The sequence below is a fragment of the Nesterenkonia ebinurensis genome, assembly GCF_008711175.1.
In the GTDB taxonomy this organism is placed as follows: Bacteria; Actinomycetota; Actinomycetes; order Actinomycetales; family Micrococcaceae; genus Nesterenkonia; species Nesterenkonia ebinurensis.
The window spans coordinates 166,711-183,800 of the sequence record NZ_VWNF01000032.1; the positions used below are offsets into that span (position 1 = coordinate 166,711).

A 17,090-nucleotide genomic window follows, 5' to 3' on the forward strand; every position below is an offset into this window, starting at 1 on the left:
CCTTAGGTCGAGGTGGTAGGGGATTTCTCGTAGAGGCGGTCGATATCCTGCAAAGCAGCTTCGACTACCTCAGCGGCGGAGAGGAAGATGGGATGTTCTGAATCGCTGATGGGTCCAGCAACTGTATTCCAATAGACCCCTTCTGTAGGAATTCCAAAAGCGAAAAGTCCAATATTTTCTTTTCCCTTTTTGTCTTTTACTCGCCCTTCGGGAACAGACACAGATAACCCATGCAAGTTGACCGCATCTTTGATGTGAAGAGAGGCAGTTTCTTCTGAGATCAGCTGACGCAGTAAAGGGCTTGCGCTTTTATCTACTGCCAAAGCAGGGGAACGAGCTTCTACCAGTGATTTCACAACGATGCTGTTCTCCGTGCTCCTTACTTCAAATCCCTCAGGGTGTGGGAGAGCTTCTGCAGGTCCGGCGAAACGGATATATCCCCTTTGCGCAAGTTTCAGAACCTGCTCAATACGCAGCATCGGGGGACCTGTTGCGATGAAGGATGAAAAATTGGTGAAGGTCCGCTGCAAGAATTTCTCATAGGATTCTCCCTGGAGATGCAGGCCAGGAATTATGGCTCTGATGCGATTGCGTATAGGTGCCAGATACTCTGCTGCTCGTTGTCGTGGATCAAGAGTGACGCCGGCTTTTACGGAAGCATGTTCAATGACCACCTGGTCTTCGAGGAACTGTGTAATTCGCGCATGATGAGTCTTCCCAGAACAGGTTCTCTGCAAAGAACACGCATTGCTCCATTGGAAGAAATCATATTCTGCTAATTCAATAGTTCGCTCGGCAACATCCTCAGGGACGTCTTTATTTCGTCTCAGTTCATTACTTACGTCGAAAACACCCTGGCGAAGCACAGCGCTAATGACAGGCCACAACTCTACTTCGAAACGGCTCTTCTCTGAGTTCTCAACGAGTTTCAACGCAGACTGCAGTTCAGCGTTGTCAGGATGACGGGGTGTGAAGACACGAGACCGACCCAGAAAAGGTAGACCCCGTCGAGAACCGGCGAGGATGGACGGCTCCGAGCCTCCGGGATGATACTCACTCTCTTGCCATGTTCCTCCTCGTGCCTCAGTAAGGAGAGCAATGATGTCGAAGAAGCCCAGGCCCAGCCCTTCGACATAAACACAGTCTGACTGGGGAATTCGGTGTAGATCCTCTGCGGTGTGCAATCCAGCCGGGACGTACTGAGAGGATGGGGAATTCAGAATCTCAATATGCCGCTTTCGTTCTGCCTGTGCAGGAGTCGCCGTTGAAGGGGTGTGCCCCGTGGCGAGAACTACGGCAGCAGCTCGAATGTGGCGCGGAACCGTTTCGTCATCCTGGTGAATATCGGCCAGCCAGAAGTCACCGTCACGGTGGAGAGCCGAAATCTCACGCGGACACTCATCCAGCCAAAGATGGGGTTTCACTGTTTCTCGGAGTCTTGCATACGCCGATTGCAGATACTCTCCGAATTTGGCTCGGGAGGCATAACCATCGTTACACCGCAGCAAGGCCCCTTTACCTTTGGACTCCATCCAGTCCGAGAGAGTGGGACCAGAGGTGTACACAGAGCAGTCGAGGCGCGGCTCCCGGTGTTGATACACCGTCGTCGCAGCAGCAGTTCCGTTCATCAACAACGTGGGAGACTGATCCGGCTTCCAGACTGCTCCTGTACCGATCACATGAGAATCACACACCAGTACTTTCAAAGGCGTCTGCGCTCCACCTCTGTTGCAATAGGTCTCAGCTAGCTGTTGAAGAAGAATCAGTCCTCGAGGTCCGCTGCCAATAAGAAGGAGATCGTAGTAAGGGCTTCGATTTTCTGAACCTGCGCTCATGCTCGGACCACTGCTCGCAGGCTGAAGATCTTATTGATCAGCAGCATGATGAGGGCAGACATCAGGACTAGAAGGACCGAAAGGGCTGCGATGACAGGATCAGCACTCATCTCGATGTAGTTGAGCAGCACTACGGGAAGGGTGGGGTTTTCCCGTCCTGTGATGAAAAGAGAGATGACGCTTTCATCAAAGGAGATCAGGAACCCGAGAACGAGAGCTGAGACTACGCCGGGACGTATGAGGGGGAGAGTTACACGGCGAAACACCGTGAAGGGGGAGGCGCCGAGAACGCGTGCAGCAGCTTCGCTTGAGCTGTCATAGGTTTGGAGGCTTGCTGTGGTTGTTCTAAACGCATACGGCATCGTAATGACAGTGTGTGCCACGACAATCACAGTGATGGTGTCGAGTAACTGAAGACGGGCGAATACCAGCATCATTGCTAACCCCAAAATGATATTTGGCATCAGGAGGGGGGACATGATGAATGTGGAGAGCAGTCCTACCCATCGGTTATCCGTGGAACGTGCTCCCAGCGCTGCGAACGTTCCGGCTGTTGTAGCGAGTAAAGCCACTCCCATACCGGCGCTGAGACTTACCACGAAAGCATCAATAAAGTCCGAGTTCTCAAAGACTCCAATGTAGTTATCCCAGGTGAACCCTTGTGGTGGAAAAGCCAGGTAGTTTGACGTATCAAAGGAAACAATAAGAATGACCCCCATGGGAGACCACAGGAAAAGCAACACTAAGATCGACATAGGCCATAGAGTCCACTGCGACAGCTTGCTCATTGAGTCACCCCCCGGCGGCTGAAGCGTCGGCGTGCCGCCACTGAGAGCGCGGTGAATAGGCCAAACATTGCGAGGAGCAAAAGGGCAAGTGTGGCAGCAAGCGGCCAGTTCAAAGTGATGGTGGCGTGACTGTAGATCTGAGTGGCCAGCACGAAGACCCTTCCGCCGCCCATGACCTGCGGTGTGACATAGGCGCTGATACTGATGACAAAGACGAGGAACAGCGACAGGAGGACACCGGGCATGCTGAGCGGCAGAGTGACCCTAAAAAAGGCAATGACAGGATTCGCGCCCAGGGTGCGGGCTGCTGCAACGAGTCCGGGAGATATTCTGCCGAAACCACTGCTCATAGCTAGAACTGCATAAGGTAAGAAAATCTCTGTAAGGGCGATGACTATCCCGCTCATGCTTCCGATGAAGGCAATGGTGTGATCGACGCCAAAATAGCTCAGAGCAGTATTGACTACTCCCCGGGGGCCTAAGATGACCACCCATCCAAAAGTCTGAGCCACAGAGGACATGAGCATTGGCGAAACCGAAAGAATCAGGAGAATATTACGAATTCTGGGGTTGCTCAGAGTAATCAAAAGAGCCACAGGATAGGCCAATATCGTAGTAGCTACTGCTACACATAAGGCCAGTACCGCTGTATTGCGAATAACTCCCCAATAGAAAGGGTCTGAAACTGCTTGTGTGAGATTTTCTACGGTATACGGACCGTCTGTGATGCCGATCGTGCTGGGCTCTCTGAACGCCATTTGGGCAACCGAAAGCAGAGGCAGGAGGAAAGCGAAGGCGAGGAGAATCGCGGCAGGCACCATCAGCCATGCCGGTTTCCGTAACAGCTGAAGATTCACGATGAGATTACCCATGCGTCGTCAGGCTTTGCTTCCAGCCTCACCCATTCTTCTGATACAGGGGCAGAGGAAGATGCGCTGGTCAGACTCTCGATACGCAAGGTTCTTCCCGCAAGGTTCAGAGTTGTCTGAACGGTTGTGCCGGTGAAGACGCTGGAAATTACTTGTGCAGCTCCACGTTCTTTTTGATCAGCCGGATGCAACGTCATCCGATGGGGGTGTATGGCGACCGTGGCAGGTTCGCCAACAGCAGGAACGCCAGAGGTGGTGTCATACCGCCCCCCTAATTCACCTAGACCGGGGATATTGACAAATGCAGTCCTGTCGGTTGCTCTTGCGATTTCCCCGTCAAGGACATTTGCTTGTCCGATGAAAGAAGCGACGAAACGAGTTGAGGGGCGGTTGAAGATATCCTCCGGAGTGCCGACCTGCTCAACCTGACCCGCGTTCATCACTGCGATACGGTCAGAGACTGCAAGAGCCTCCTGCTGATCATGGGTGACGAAGAGGGCCGTGGTGCCGGTTCTTTTCTGCAGACTCCGAATCTCATCCCGTAAAGAAGCCCGCAATGTGGCATCCAAATTGGACAGCGGCTCATCAAGCAGAAGAATGCTCGGTTCTATGACAAGTGCCCGCGCCAGGGCCACGCGTTGCTGCTGTCCTCCGGAGAGCGCAGTTGTCGGACGCTCGATGTAACCCTCTAGGCCTACCCGCTCCAAAGCAAGCCTGATGTGACTCACCCTTTCGCCTTTAGGAAATCGCTTCATCTCCAGACCGAAGGATACATTTTGCCCTACGGTCAAATGGGGAAAGAGCGCGTAGTTCTGAAAGACCATTCCCATATTTCGTTTATGCACGGGGGTGGCGGTGACATCACGCTCGTCGACCTTGATCCGTCCGGAAGTTGGAGAGAGCAAACCAGCGACCATCCGAAGTGTGGTGGTTTTCCCACACCCAGAAGGTCCCAATAGGGTCAACATCTGGCCTGCTTCGGCCGAGAGGCTGATGGTATCCACAGCGGGTGAATCAGCCTTCTTATATCGGAAGACTAAATCTTCGATGGAAAGCGAGGATGCTTCGGACGGCCGCTGGTTTACTGTCACTGGGCGATAACCTCACGCTCAATGCGTTCGATCCATTCGCTGGTTACACCGGCGATGTAATCCCAGTCAGGAATAGTTCCGCCGGTCAGGATTCCGCCATCTGGGGAGGCACTTATGGTTAGCTCCTCATCACTCATGTCAACTTCTGAGCTCACGGGGCCGTAGTATCCTTCGCGGGCCAGAGCAGCCTGCGCCTCGGGGCCGATGGCGTAATTGAGGAAGTCCAGAGCTGCTTCCTCTTCGGGAGCAGCTTCTACCAGGTTAATAGTGGGGGTGAGTGCCACACCTCCGTCCTCGGGCACAACAACACCCAAGCTGGGGTTCTCCTCGGCGAAATCAATCGCTCTGGCGTACCATCCGATGCCCAACTCGGCAGAGCCCGAGGCTACAGCGGTATAGACGTCAGGGTTGGGGCTGAAGGACTGAACCTGGTCCGCCGCTTCGCTGAGGAATTCGATTTCCTCATCAATGCTTTCGGTGTAGTCGTTACCCTCCTGTTCAGCGAGTCCGACAATGAGGCTCAACCCCATCGCGTTAGCGATGTTCAGTACCACCTCATTCTCGTAACGGCTGTCTCCCACATCACCCCAAGAAGTAGGGGGTTCGATACCGGACTCGGTGTTGTACAGCAGGGTAAGAGAATCTACATAAATAAGGGGACCGTATCCCTCCGCATTTGCTCCGTCCTCAATGAGGTTATCGATGTTTGGCACTTGTTCGGAGTCGATCTGCTGGAATAAGCCCTGCTCGTTGGCTCCGCCTTGTGTTGCCTTATCGATGATGGCGAGGTCATAAGCCTGGTTGCCTGTGGAGGCGGCAATCTGCCCTACACTGTCGGCGGAATTGCTCTGCTCCTCATAATGGATGGTGACGTCGGGATTTTCTTCCACATACGGCTCAATCACCAATTCTTCAAACTGCTGAGCGAATAGGCCGGGGAAGCCGACGACAGTGATCTCTACCTCGTCGTTTGTGCCTTCACCGTTAGCTTCCTCATCCCCATTGCCGCAGGATACGAGCCCAAGGGCCAGGATGGCCGTGGCTGTGGGAGCCAAATACTTCTGTCTGGTCGTCTTCATGAGACGTCTCCTCAATCAGGTGCGATTTAGAAGCTGCTGGGTCGCAACCTCCCGGTGCTCCATGACAATACCCAGCACAGAAACTGTGAGTGGCGGTCTCTACGGGTGCATCTATACGGGAAACCTACGTTCGAAAAGAACGAGAGAGGATTGCGCGTGAAACTGGAGAGTGCCCGCTGAGCCTTGCAGAGGAGGGCGACTGATTCTGCGGCTTATTTAGCGAATGTTAATAAAACGTAAAATATTAAATCTGAAGACACAATTTTTCACACTTCGTCACACAGTGCGTGATGAGGCGTCAGGTGTGGGACGGAAAGGGAGGTGCGGAAGCCGGTCTTCCTAGCATGCCCGCAGAGTCGTTTTGAAGGCTTCGCGCTCCGCAGTGTGAAATACCTACCTCCGTCTCTGCCCTATGCTGAACAAAAGTTCTCCGAGATCAAGTCTCTGGTGTTCCTCGGACAGTCAAACAGTTGTATCAGGAGAGGAGAGGCTATGGGTCGTCCCTATGCTCTACGCCATATCTATGCCTTGGCCCGGTCAGCCATCAATGATGGCCATTTTCCTCCTGGCTCAGGGATCCCTTTTTCCGAGGAGGAAGCTGTTGCCTTCTTTGGCGGCAGCCGCACTGAAACCCGTGAGGCTTTGAACAGGCTCACGGAAGAGGGAATCCTCAACAGAGCTCCACGGCGGGGTACACGAACCAACTTCAAGCCGGTTGGATGGTCTCTTGCAGGGGGACTGATCCATCCCCATGGGCACGGGATAGCGATAGAGAAGCTCGGAGAGGCTCACAGGATTGAAGCTTCTCCTGCACTTCAGGCTTCGTTCCAACAAGAGCTTCCTGAGCTGAACACAAAAGATGAAATCTTCTATATTGATCGAACTCGCGTGTGTCTCCGAACTTCGTACTGGGTTGGAGACTGCTCGCCCAGACCAGTCATATTTCCAGGATCAGATGTTTCGCTCAGAGAAAGCTTTGAAGAGTCTTATCATGTGAAATACCAAGGAATGCGGTCCTCCATCACTGGAGTAAGCGCCGACCGCCGTCAGGCAAAAGTTCTTGAAGTTGAACCGGGAGATCCTCTTTTGTGGAGACAGACGATCCTTCTAGAGGAAGGTGGAAATATTCGAGAGATAAGTCATTCATTCTATGTATCAGTTCGTGTATTTTTTGCATTACAGGATAGAGCAGCAGCTGGATCTGTTAGGCAGTTTGGTGCGATCTATTGAGAGTTTCTTCGCCCCACCACTGAAGCCTCTGCCACGCAGGATCAGTGCAAATCTTGTGCTCCTCTGATCGGATGGTGAGTACTTGGTTGTCTTGGAGCTCAGAGACCATGGGCCATGTGAACTCGCCTTGGTCGGTCGTTGAGCAGGGCGTTCCTTCCGCGATGAAGCTGCTGACTGCAGAATGTACAAACTCAGCAGACCATGGGCTGAGAGGCTTGTGATGGGGTTTGAGCTTCATCTGTGGCTGATGGCCAGGCGGGGTGCGCCAGGCGGCACCCTGTATTGCTCCATGGGGGGTGAGGCCGCCAAAAGTGAGGCTTTCCTCTCCGAGTACGAATCGATAGACAGGTGCGTGATCCGACTGTGCCGCGGCATCGCGGATGCTGTCCAGAGTGAAGCGCAGATCGGCATTGACGGCTGCGAGGAGCCCTTTGGGGCTGACCCCAGGCATCATCTTTTGATAGGCATGGAGTGTTTCAGCTCCTGACGTTCCAAGGGGTCTCACCATGCCTTCGTAGGCCGTCCCCGCCTCGGCCAGGGTCAGGTCATCGGGGAAATGTGAAACATGATGAACGGTCTCTCCTGTAGTCGTCGCTACCATGACAGGAATGCTTCTCCGAGCACCGGTGGCTAAGATTTCAGCAACGTCACGCACTACCGAGACGTCGTCAATAGTGTGTTCATAGGGAAGGCCCAAGATGCTGGCTTGCCCAAACCGGCTAGGCATTTGGGTGTAACACTCATCGATGAGCTGCTGTTGCACGGCGAGGAGTGCATCGTCATCTAATTGATCAAGCTCAGCTCTGTTGTGAATACCGAGGGCTTCAAAAGTAATGTGCTTCACATCTTCTGCAGTGGAGTGCACATGTCTGGCGGAACCGGCCCCACTACCAAGGATGACCTGGTGGAATAGACCCTTTGCAAGGGGAGAAGCTAATAGTTCCGCGCAGGCAAAACCACCTGCAGAGTGTCCTCCAATGGTGACCCGTGAAGCATCTCCACCGAAGTAATGGATATTGCGCTGCACCCAGCGCAAAGCTGCGATTTGGTCAAGCAGTCCTCTATTGGGAGAGGTGGAGTCTCCGGCGCTCATATACCCGTAGAGCCCTAAACGATAGTTAACGGTGACTTCGACTATCCCGTCTGAGGCGAAAGCTTCGGTCGATAAGGCGGGCTCTGCATTTGAGCCTGCAAAGAGCCCTCCACCGTGAAACCACACTAATACCGGCTTACCAGGCTCTACATCCGTTATGCGAATATTCAGATTCAAACATTCGGCTCCCTGTGGCCTTTCCGTCACTACTCTCCGGCCGATATGACCACCTGTAGAAACTTGGAAAGCTGCTGGTCCAGCCTGACTGCAATCTTTGACGCCGTCCCATTCTTCGACGGGCCCCGGTGGGTCAAAGCGTGCACTTCCCCGTAATGACCCGGCGTAAGGGACCCCCATAAACGACAGCAGGCCTGACTCAGTGTACTTGCCCGACAGGACGCCGTCTTCCGTCCTGACGATGGGAGCTCCATCCTTGGTCTGTGTCATCGGAATCATCTCGCTCTGTATATGTCGCTTTTGTTGCAGCCGGAAAGTTGAACACTACGAAGTCTACGATCTGAGAATTATGCGGGATACGGATACTTTTGGTTTTTGATGAGATAACGGCTCAAGACCCTGTGCATTAAGTAATACGCGAGAAACTCACTTTGGCTTCTGCTGCGGGGACGGCGAATCTTTGATATGAGTCACCATGGCAAACAGTGATGAACACCCAGGTTCCTCTATGCTCATGGGAAAACTCCTCCCATCAAGGAACATTGAACAACATGAAAGATGTTATCGACATGCTGATCGGAATGACAGGAAACGTCGGCGAGGGAGGTCCTCGTTCCTCCCGTCCCCAAGCTAAACACAACGCGCAACGCAGTTTTGAGGTGCTGTTAGAGGCGGATCCTGAGGATACTTTTCCGACAGCTCACCGATATGCGGTTGCTCTCTACACAGCTGCTCTGCAGGGATGCAGCTCTACAGCGAGTGACTTCTATGCAGAATTGCTGGCAGAGGAAACTGAGGATGACACCACGGAGAAAATCTTAGAGCTAGCGAGAGCGTCTCAGACACCCGGCCCGTATGGAACTTTCAAGGAACCGGACCTCATCCAGGACTCTGACCCCGGGCCCACAGTACATTACTGTATCTCCGGTGTTCAGGGGATACCGCCGAAACTTGCAGCTGCTCTGGAGTTCTCCCATTTGCTAAGCCTCCATCCCCGAGACGCTAGTCCTCAGGCATTGCTGCGCTTAGAAGAGGCGGGATGGAACGCCGACGAGATCGTCACTCTCAGTCAGCTTGTATCTTTCCTCTCTTTTCAAATCCGAGTTGTCGAAGGTCTTTCGGCTGTCCATGAGGGAGGCATGAGGGAAGCATCATGAGATACAAATCTGCTCAGATTCTTGAGTATGAGAATGAGATCACCCGACCGGCAAGGTTCACACAAGAAACATTGGGCTGGGTGCCGTGGTTGGCCCCTATCCCTGAAGAAGAGCTGACTCAGGGACAGCGGGAAGCGCTTATTGATGATTTCCGTATCAAACGTCCATATTTCCGGCTGCTCGTGCGTAACGCCGCTGCTTTGGAGGCCAGAACCCTCACGGATAAAGACATCTTTCAAAACGAAGAAGGTGGGCTCCCTCTAGAAGATAGGGAACTGGCTGCGACTGCTGCTTCCAGACTGAACGGGTGTGTATATTGCGCTTCTGTTCATAGCCGCAAAGCGTCTCACTATTCAGGTCGTAAGGCAGAGATTCAACAGCTTCTGGACGAGGGTGCCGATGCTGACCTCGATCCGCGCTGGTCGGCGATCAGTCATGCCGCCCAGTTGCTGACACGGAGCCCCTTAGAGTTCGGTCCTGATCAGGTGTCAGAGTTGTATCGAGTCGGTTTAGACGAGAGTGAGATTGTAGATCTTGTATACAGCGCTTCGTTTTTCAATTGGGCGAATCGGTTGATGCTTGCATTAGGTGAACCAGAGGTTCTGTCGAGAAGGAGGCGTTCGTGAATTCCGTCAGCAGAGAGAGCACGCCGATTCCAGCAGGAACATTGAGCCGTCAGCGGCTGTCTGAACATCAGTTGCAGCATCAGCGGGAGTGGGTCCATTGGGCAATAAGGCAGCTGCGGGCTGAGGCTACACGCACGGCTGATACTCATGTGGAGAAACTCCTCCATCAGCGGATCCCTGAGGGGGTTGATCTCTACGTCAAGGATGAATCGGCCCATTCCACCGGAAGCCTCAAGCATCGCCTGGCCCGGTCGTTGGTGCTGCTTGGTCTCTGCAACGGCGACATTACTGAGGGCACACCGCTCATCGAGGCCAGCTCCGGCTCCACCGCGGTGAGCGAAGCTTATTTCGCTCATATGCTGCAACTGTCCTTCTACGCGGTGATGCCAGCCACGACCGTGGAGTCCAAACAGCGGCTCATTGAGCGTTATGAGGGCCAATGCGTCCTGGTGGAAGACGGCAGCACCATTTACCAAATAGCTGAGGAACTGGCCCAGCAGACCGGCGGGTACTACATGAATCAGTTCCGGGATGCAGAGCGTGCCACTGATTGGCGAGGCAACAACAACATCGCTGAAAGCCTCTTCAATCAGTTGTCCTTAGAGGCGCACCCGACTCCCGAATGGGTGGTGGTGGGCGCCGGCACAGGAGGAACCAGCACGACAATCGGTCGGTATATCCGATATCGACAGTTGGACACTCGGTTGTGTGTGGCTGATGTGGAGCACTCCGCCTTCTTCCATGCATGGGATGAGACTCCTGCCGAAGGGGTGGCGGCCTCCCGGATTGAGGGAATCGGCAGGCCGCGAGTGGAGCCTTCCTTCACTCCGAACCTGATCGACCGGATGGTGAGAATACCGGATGCTGCGTCGATTGCTGCGATGAGATGGGGAGCCGATCGTTTAGGCCGTCTGGTGGGCGGCTCGACAGGCACGAACCTATGGGCGGCGCTGATGCTCGCTGATGAGATGGCGGCGGCCGGGCAGCGCGGCTCTATCGTGACACTGCTGTGTGATCAGGGGGAGCGGTACAGGGACACCTACTACAACGATGACTGGTTAGAGAACCAGAGCCTCGATCTGGCTCCGTATGAGAATTTCCTTAGCCTGGATTATTCTGCGTAGTTGGATTTACCTGAAGTCGAAATCATTTGAGTTCAGGGGTCGACGACCCAGTGTGGACCATAGATGACGGATAACCAGCCACGAAAGGCTGTGCAAGCACACTAGTGCCTGCTAAATCAATACCTCGCAATCCCGTGGTGGGCCAACATGCACGCGGTCGAGCGCAAAAGCGGACTAACCTTTAGTGGATGCAAATAGCCTAGGCGTGATTGGGCAGTGGAGACTGGGTAGGTCCTGCCGTTCTGCACAGAGACTTCGGCTAGTAGCGCTACCTGTCGAGAAGCCCGGCTGCTCCCGGCGGGTATCCGCTGAGCGAATCAGCCGGAACGACCCCCGCTCCGATGAAGGCAGCCCCAAAGCCCAATGAACACCGCACCAGCAGTGGAGCCGGCAGCACCAGCAAAGCGCGTTAACAGTGCCACAGCGAATGCCAGACTCAGCGCACCACCGGCCACGAAATTGATGATCTGAATCCATCCCAAATCCCCCTTGCACCAGAGCGCTGGTGGGATTGCGCAACACATCGAACCCAGGAAACGTCAATGATTGAATCCACATCAGGCCCACGATGAACGGCCACGCCACCAGCCCAGAGGTTCGAAGTGAGACTGCCAGGGAGCCGGTCGAAGACTTGACTGTTATGGGTGAAGTCTCACCCACGATTGCGGACTGCCCTGCGCAACGCTGAACACTGAGGTAGTACATCCTCTACAACAGTGGAGAGATAAACCCCGGGTACATCTGCTGTCTGAAGCGGATGCACCCAAGGTTCGTGTGTTGAATTCTCGGTAGCGGTGGCGGGGCTCGATCCCGCGACCTCACGATTAGTGGATGCTCACAGATGGGCTTATCGCGGGCTTTCGAACCCTCAATTCACAAACTCGTATTACCGGCTGTGCCGTGATCGCTTGTACTCATCGAATGCTTTCCGCGTACTTCTCCATTCGCCATCAGATCCGTGGACAGCATCAAGACGCCCTCGGCGAGCAGCGTGTCACAGAGCGACCACTGTATAGGTCCTTGTCGGCTAGAGCGCGCAATGGAACCAGGCGTGCAGGACCAGCGACATTCGGGACGATTAAACGATTGAGATTGTCGTACATCGCTCTTGCAAGCAGCTCGCCCAACGGACCATAGTCTCCATCATCAGCACGCTGCATAGCCTTCAAATAGGCCGGGCGTTGACGTTTCAGAATTATCACCGGCGGATACCCCCAGCCTCACCAGGATGAGGTTCAGAAGAAGACGCCCTGCATGCCCATTGCCATCAAGGAACGGGTGCACCTTCTCGAACCGGTTATGCACTTCTGCCAAGCGCTCGGGCCATGGGACTGGCACCTGCCGACTCCGGAGTTCCTCAACCTGAGCATTGACGAAACTGATCCACTCTTCGACGGCTGCCGGGATCAGCGGCCAAGACGGCGGCGTCATCCCACCCTCGAAAAGCCGAATGTCGTGCTCACGGAACTTGCCCGGCGATTCGGCTGCCGTAGCCTCTGGGTGGGGAGCAACTTCCCACACGGGAGTCATCGCACGGTGATGAACCTGACGGACCTCATAGACGCTGATCAGCCCTTCAATGCTACAGTCATCAGGTTCAAGAGCCTGCCGACAGACCCACCGAGCGGCAGCACCGTAACCCTGAACCTCCATGTACTCACGCAGGCTTTAAGTCATGCTTCTCATAGAAACGCTGGACCCGCACGTTCTCCTCGAAGACCCACAGCCTCGCGCCTCGGTCCTGAATGCCGAAGTGCAGCAACTGGTGCGCCAGTCCCGTACCATGCCAAGCCTGCCTCACATACAGGGGTTTAGCTGAAGACCAGGAGTCTCATCCGTACTTGACCAGCTGGCCACACCGACAATGTCAACCCCATCCAGTGCCAGCACTGCCTTCCTTGCACCCGAGGAAAGCCTGTCGCGCCAACGAACTTTTCGCTCCTCCGTCGTGGCGCCCTGATACAGATGCTCTCCTCCGGCAGCAAACCTTCGTATGCTTTCCTCCATGCAGCGGTCTGGAATGCTGCAATCACCTGAGCATCGTCAGGCAACGCAGACCTGATCAGCACACGATCTATGAACGCATGTGCATGCGTTCCCACATGAGCCTGCTCCCCAGGTGCCGCTCGAGGGAAATACGCTACCTCTCGAACGCCCCCTACGCTATCTCTGGAACAGGTTCTCGCCACTGGATCGGGAGCATGTCCGAGGGTCGGCCTATATTCGAAGCATGGCCAGAAAAACCGTGCGGTACACCTACCGGATTCGAGTTTCGAAGCGGGTCGATAATGCCTTGGTCCGCGAGTATGGTCTCTGCCGTGCGGTGTGGAATCACCTGGTCGCCGAATCCCGGAACAGGCACCAGCAACGCAGAGCTTTCGAGCACGCCGACCTGACCACGCTCTATATGGACCAGAAAGGCATACTCCGCGATTATTTCGAGTTCGGGTACAACGAAGCTTCACGTTTGCTGACCATGCTGCGACACACGCTGGTAGATGAGTCGGGCCGGCAGTGGTTGGCCGAAGGGTCGGCAGTTACCCAACAGCAGATGGTCCGGAACTTCGCTTCCGCAAGGAGAAGAGCTCTGATGGAGCAGAAGAACCAAATCCCGACCTCCCGACGTCATGGGCTTCCGAAGTTCAAGTCTCAGAATACCTCGCTGCCGAGCCTGAATTACTCCAAGGACGGGTTCAAACTAGTCGAGATCGATGGGCGCACCCGATTGAAGCTGGCCGGCGGCACCCTCGTCTCAGTGGTCTGGTCCCGCCGGCTTCCCAGCGTGCCCAAGAGCGTCAGGGTTTACAAAGATTCCCTCGGCCACTGGTATGCCAGCTTCGTCGTTATCTTAGAACTGGTCCCCATGCCTGGACCGCCGCATGCTGCTATTGGTATCGACTGGGGTGTGGCCACGACTGCCACCACAGTCCACGTCGATACCGTCACTGGTAAGAGGGACTTCAGCGACAGCTATGACCTGTCCCATCCGCAGTTCGGTAAAGCTGCCGCTGCTGAACTGGCCGCCGCGCAAAAACGGATGGCTCGCCGCCGACGCCCCAAGGACCAGCCAAGGACTAAAGGATACGCTCGTGCCCAGCGCGAGGCAGCGAAGGTTTACAAACGCGTGGCAAACCAGCGCAGGGACACGGGCCACAAGTGGGCCAGACGAGTAGTGGCCGCCCACTCCAAAATCGCAGTGGAAGACTTTCGGCCAAAGTTCCTGGCCAAGACAACCATGGTGAAAAAGTCCGCCGATGCTGGAATCGCCCTGCTCAAAAACATTCTGATATGGCAGGCCACCATTGCTGGTATTGATCTCCGCCTTGTAGACCCTAGGTATACCACCACCGATTGCGCGGACTGTGATGCGAGAACCAAGCATCATCTACCCCTGGGACAGCGCACTTACACCTGCGAATCTTGCGGGGTAAGCAGATCCAGGGATAAGAACTCTGCGGCCGTCATGGTCGCCAGGGCTGGTTTCATCCCTGCTGGTGCTGAGGACGTCAGACCACAGAAGGCCGCTGTGCCTTCTCGGCAGTCCGAGCCAGGAATCCCCCGTCTCGTGCGGGAGAGGACTCAAGAGTCGTGCGCTCTCACCTCAACACACGAGATGAGCCGATGAGAAGCCGGTAGCTGTGGGCGGGCTTGAACCGCCGACCTCGCCATTATGAGTGGCGCGCTCTGACCAACTGAGCTACACAGCCACGGACGATTGCTCGTCCGGAATGAGAAGCGCCCGGACGCAGAATTTTTCCCTACCTAATTATCAGTGGGAGATGCTGCGCCGCGGGCCCTCATTCGGAGCCCCAACCGGGAATCGATCCCGGGACCTCAGTCTTACCAAGACTGCGCTCTACCTCTGAGCTATTGGGGCAACGGCAGTAAAGCCTATCACCCGTTCTGCAACGGGCTCAAATCAGGTTCTGCCGCGTGCTGATGCGGATCGAGCCTCCGCTCAGCTGTCCTTCCAGCGGGGCTTGCGGTCCTTCTTCTTGAAGGGGCGATCGGAACCGAATCCACCGCGCTTCTTGTCCCGGAAACCGCCCTCGCGCTTACTCCGGCCACCACCGTCACCGTGCGGACCGGAGTCCTTCTCGATCCGCAGTGCGCGCCCACCGACTCGGGCGGTGCTGAGTGCATCCAACTGCTGCGGAGACAGCGACTCGGGAAGCTCCACCAGGGAGAAGGTGGGGTAGATGTTGATGCTGCCCACCTGGTTGCCGCGCAGATTGGCCTCCCCGGTGATCGCTCCGACAATATGCCCCGGGTTGACCCCGTCCTTCTTGCCTACGGCGATCTTATAGATGGCGTTGCCGGGGTCTGCCGAGGGCGGGCCGGACTTGTTGCCGCGCGGACCACGGTCGCCGCGATCTCCGCGAGGCCCGCGATCATCCCGGTCGAAGCTCTGCGCAGCGGCGCGAGCCAGCTCATCATCACCCTGCTCATCAAGCAGCAGCGGTCGGCCGTCATGAACCATCGCCACCAGTGCAGCGGCCACATCCTCAGCCGGGGTGTTGTGCTCAGCCACATAACTGGTCACCAGATCCCGGTACTCCTCCAAATCCTCGCTGGAGAGCGTCTGAGTGATCCGTTCGGAGAACCGCTCCAGGCGGGAGGCATTCACATCAGCCACCGTGGGCAGGTTCATCTGCTCCACCGGCTGACGGGTAGCCTTCTCAATGGAACGCAGCATCCGCTTCTCCCTAGGGGTGACGAACAGGATCGCCTCACCGGAGCGGCCAGCGCGACCAGTGCGGCCGATCCGGTGCACATAAGACTCAGTGTCCAGCGGGATGTCGTAGTTGAACACATGGCTGATCCGCTCCACATCCAGCCCACGTGCGGCCACATCGGTGGCCACCAGCACATCAATCCGGCCGGCCTTGAGCCCCTCCACAGTTTTCTCACGCAGGTTCTGCGGAATATCACCGTTGATGGCCTGGGCCCGGAAGCCGCGGGCGCTCAGCTTATTAGCGACCTCCTCAGTGGCCGAGCGGGTGCGCACGAACACGATCGCGGCATCATGCGGCTCAGTCTCCAGAATCCGCACCAACGCCTCAGGTTTGGCATGGTGCTTGATGAACACGAACCGTTGCCGGATATTCGCACTGGTGGTGGTCTTGGCCTTGACCGAAACCTCCACCGGGTCAGAGAGGTAGTCCTCACTGATCCGCCGGATGGCCTTCGGCATAGTGGCCGAGAAGAGTGCGACCTGTTTGTCGTCCGGAGTCTGGGCGAGGATTTTGTCCACCTCTTCGGCGAAGCCCATGCGCAGCATCTCGTCAGCCTCGTCCAGGATCAGATGTTTGATCTCACTGAGGTCCAGGGAACCCTTGGACATATGGTCGATAACTCGGCCCGGAGTTCCGACGATCACATTGGCACCGCGGCGCAGCCCGGCAAGCTGCGGACCGTAGGGTGCCCCACCGTAGATGGGAAGCACAGAGATGCCCTCCAACTGGGCGGCGTAGGAGGAGAAAGCCTCAGCCACCTGGATGGCCAACTCACGGGTGGGTGCCAGCACCAGAGTATTGGGCACCGAGCCCAGATTCCCGGCGTCGTAGTCTGCTGCCATATGAGTCAGGGCAGGCAGCGCGAAGGCGGCTGTCTTGCCAGTGCCGGTCTGAGCAAGGCCGACGACGTCGCGGCCAGCCACCAGGTGCGGAACGGTCTCTGCCTGGATGGGCGAGGGGGTTTCATAGCCCATCTTCTCGATGGTGCTCAGCACCCGGGCATCGAGGCTGAGATCGGCGAAGGCAGGGCTTGCGCTCTCGGCGGGGTCAGTAGCGTGTGTTTCGGTCACAGTGATTCCTTCTTATGTGAAGCGGTGGAGCCCCGTGAATGAGCAGCGTGCAGGATTCGTCAACCACTGTGCTCGAGCCTCCGACTCAAATGAGCCGGGGCGCATGGGCACAGCAGGACTCCTCAGGTGGTATCACGCTGGAGACGTTCACGGGGATAGACCGCTGTACGGTTCCGGAATCGACCCGTGACCACGAGGTCCGCAGGGACCTCTTC

The 17,090-nt window shown here is 55.9% G+C and carries 14 protein-coding genes and 2 tRNA genes; 5 read left to right on the top strand and 11 right to left on the bottom strand.

The annotated features are described in order from the left end of the window. Positions 1-2 precede the first annotated feature (2 nt). From F0311_RS10220 to F0311_RS10240, 5 genes are read right to left on the bottom strand one after another with little or no spacing between them, the layout of a single operon-like run. Complete coding sequence (locus F0311_RS10220; RefSeq protein WP_150461840.1) at positions 3-1,835, bottom strand: FAD/NAD(P)-binding protein; 1,833 nt, start codon at positions 1,833-1,835, stop codon at positions 3-5. Further along, positions 1,832-2,623 carry an ABC transporter permease gene (locus F0311_RS10225; protein WP_150461841.1) on the bottom strand — a complete coding sequence of 264 codons (792 nt, stop codon included), beginning with the start codon at positions 2,621-2,623 and terminating at the stop codon, positions 1,832-1,834. The genes F0311_RS10220 and F0311_RS10225 overlap by 4 nt, the downstream gene beginning before the upstream one ends. Continuing rightward, entirely contained in the window at positions 2,620-3,495 is an 876-nt protein-coding gene (locus tag F0311_RS10230; protein ID WP_150461842.1) for an ABC transporter permease, read from the bottom strand. Before F0311_RS10230 ends, F0311_RS10225 begins: the two co-directional genes overlap by 4 nt. Then, positions 3,477-4,583, bottom strand: coding sequence for an ABC transporter ATP-binding protein (locus F0311_RS10235; protein ID WP_150461843.1), 1,107 nt, complete (start codon positions 4,581-4,583; stop codon positions 3,477-3,479). The genes F0311_RS10230 and F0311_RS10235 overlap by 19 nt, the downstream gene beginning before the upstream one ends. After that, positions 4,580-5,662 carry an extracellular solute-binding protein gene (locus tag F0311_RS10240; RefSeq protein ID WP_150461844.1) on the bottom strand — a complete coding sequence of 361 codons (1,083 nt, stop codon included), beginning with the start codon at positions 5,660-5,662 and terminating at the stop codon, positions 4,580-4,582. Before F0311_RS10240 ends, F0311_RS10235 begins: the two co-directional genes overlap by 4 nt. Before the next feature lie 321 nt (positions 5,663-5,983). Here F0311_RS10240 and F0311_RS10245 point away from each other — a divergent pair, with 321 nt between their 5' ends. Beyond that, complete coding sequence (locus F0311_RS10245; protein ID WP_150461845.1) at positions 5,984-6,892, top strand: GntR family transcriptional regulator; 909 nt, start codon at positions 5,984-5,986, stop codon at positions 6,890-6,892. Here the strand turns inward: F0311_RS10245 and F0311_RS10250 are convergent. Beyond that, positions 6,867-8,441 (bottom strand): carboxylesterase family protein, encoded by a 1,575-nt coding sequence (locus F0311_RS10250; protein WP_150461846.1) that lies wholly within the window; start codon positions 8,439-8,441, stop codon positions 6,867-6,869. The two genes, F0311_RS10245 and F0311_RS10250, sit on opposite strands and share 26 nt — an antisense overlap. A gap of 272 nt (positions 8,442-8,713) precedes the next feature. Here F0311_RS10250 and F0311_RS18060 point away from each other — a divergent pair, with 272 nt between their 5' ends. From F0311_RS18060 to F0311_RS10260, 3 genes are read left to right on the top strand one after another with little or no spacing between them, the layout of a single operon-like run. Continuing rightward, a complete protein-coding gene (locus F0311_RS18060; protein ID WP_191089866.1) occupies positions 8,714-9,319 on the top strand; it encodes a CMD domain protein in 606 nt (201 codons plus the stop codon). Then, positions 9,316-9,945, top strand: a complete 630-nt coding sequence (locus F0311_RS18065) for an alkylhydroperoxidase domain protein (RefSeq protein ID WP_191089867.1) — start codon at positions 9,316-9,318, stop codon at positions 9,943-9,945. Before F0311_RS18060 ends, F0311_RS18065 begins: the two co-directional genes overlap by 4 nt. A 56-nt stretch (positions 9,946-10,001) precedes the next feature. After that, positions 10,002-11,069, top strand: coding sequence for a PLP-dependent cysteine synthase family protein (locus F0311_RS10260; RefSeq protein ID WP_396897436.1), 1,068 nt, complete (start codon positions 10,002-10,004; stop codon positions 11,067-11,069). Between the two features lie 1,146 nt (positions 11,070-12,215). On the opposite strand, the gene F0311_RS10265 is transcribed toward F0311_RS10260, so the two are convergent. After that, the gene (locus F0311_RS10265) at positions 12,216-12,722 is read right to left on the bottom strand and encodes a Fic family protein (RefSeq protein WP_223881256.1); all 507 of its coding nucleotides are present in this window, start codon (positions 12,720-12,722) and stop codon (positions 12,216-12,218) included. 4 nt (positions 12,723-12,726) lie between these two features. Next, complete coding sequence (locus F0311_RS19075; RefSeq protein WP_396897433.1) at positions 12,727-12,870, bottom strand: hypothetical protein; 144 nt, start codon at positions 12,868-12,870, stop codon at positions 12,727-12,729. A 318-nt stretch (positions 12,871-13,188) separates the two neighbouring features. On the opposite strand from F0311_RS19075, the gene F0311_RS10270 reads away from it, so the two are divergent. Further along, positions 13,189-14,694 (top strand): RNA-guided endonuclease InsQ/TnpB family protein, encoded by a 1,506-nt coding sequence (locus F0311_RS10270; RefSeq protein ID WP_223881257.1) that lies wholly within the window; start codon positions 13,189-13,191, stop codon positions 14,692-14,694. Between the two features lie 8 nt (positions 14,695-14,702). Here F0311_RS10270 and F0311_RS10275 read toward each other — a convergent pair. The 3 genes from F0311_RS10275 to F0311_RS10285 form a co-directional block, all read right to left on the bottom strand. After that, positions 14,703-14,776 (bottom strand) — tRNA-Met (locus tag F0311_RS10275). A 98-nt stretch (positions 14,777-14,874) separates the two neighbouring features. After that, positions 14,875-14,946 (bottom strand) — tRNA-Thr (locus F0311_RS10280). Between the two features lie 81 nt (positions 14,947-15,027). Continuing rightward, on the bottom strand, positions 15,028-16,875 hold the full coding sequence (locus F0311_RS10285; RefSeq protein WP_223881258.1) for a DEAD/DEAH box helicase: 1,848 nt from the start codon (positions 16,873-16,875) through the stop codon (positions 15,028-15,030). Between the last annotated feature and the right edge of the window lie 215 nt (positions 16,876-17,090).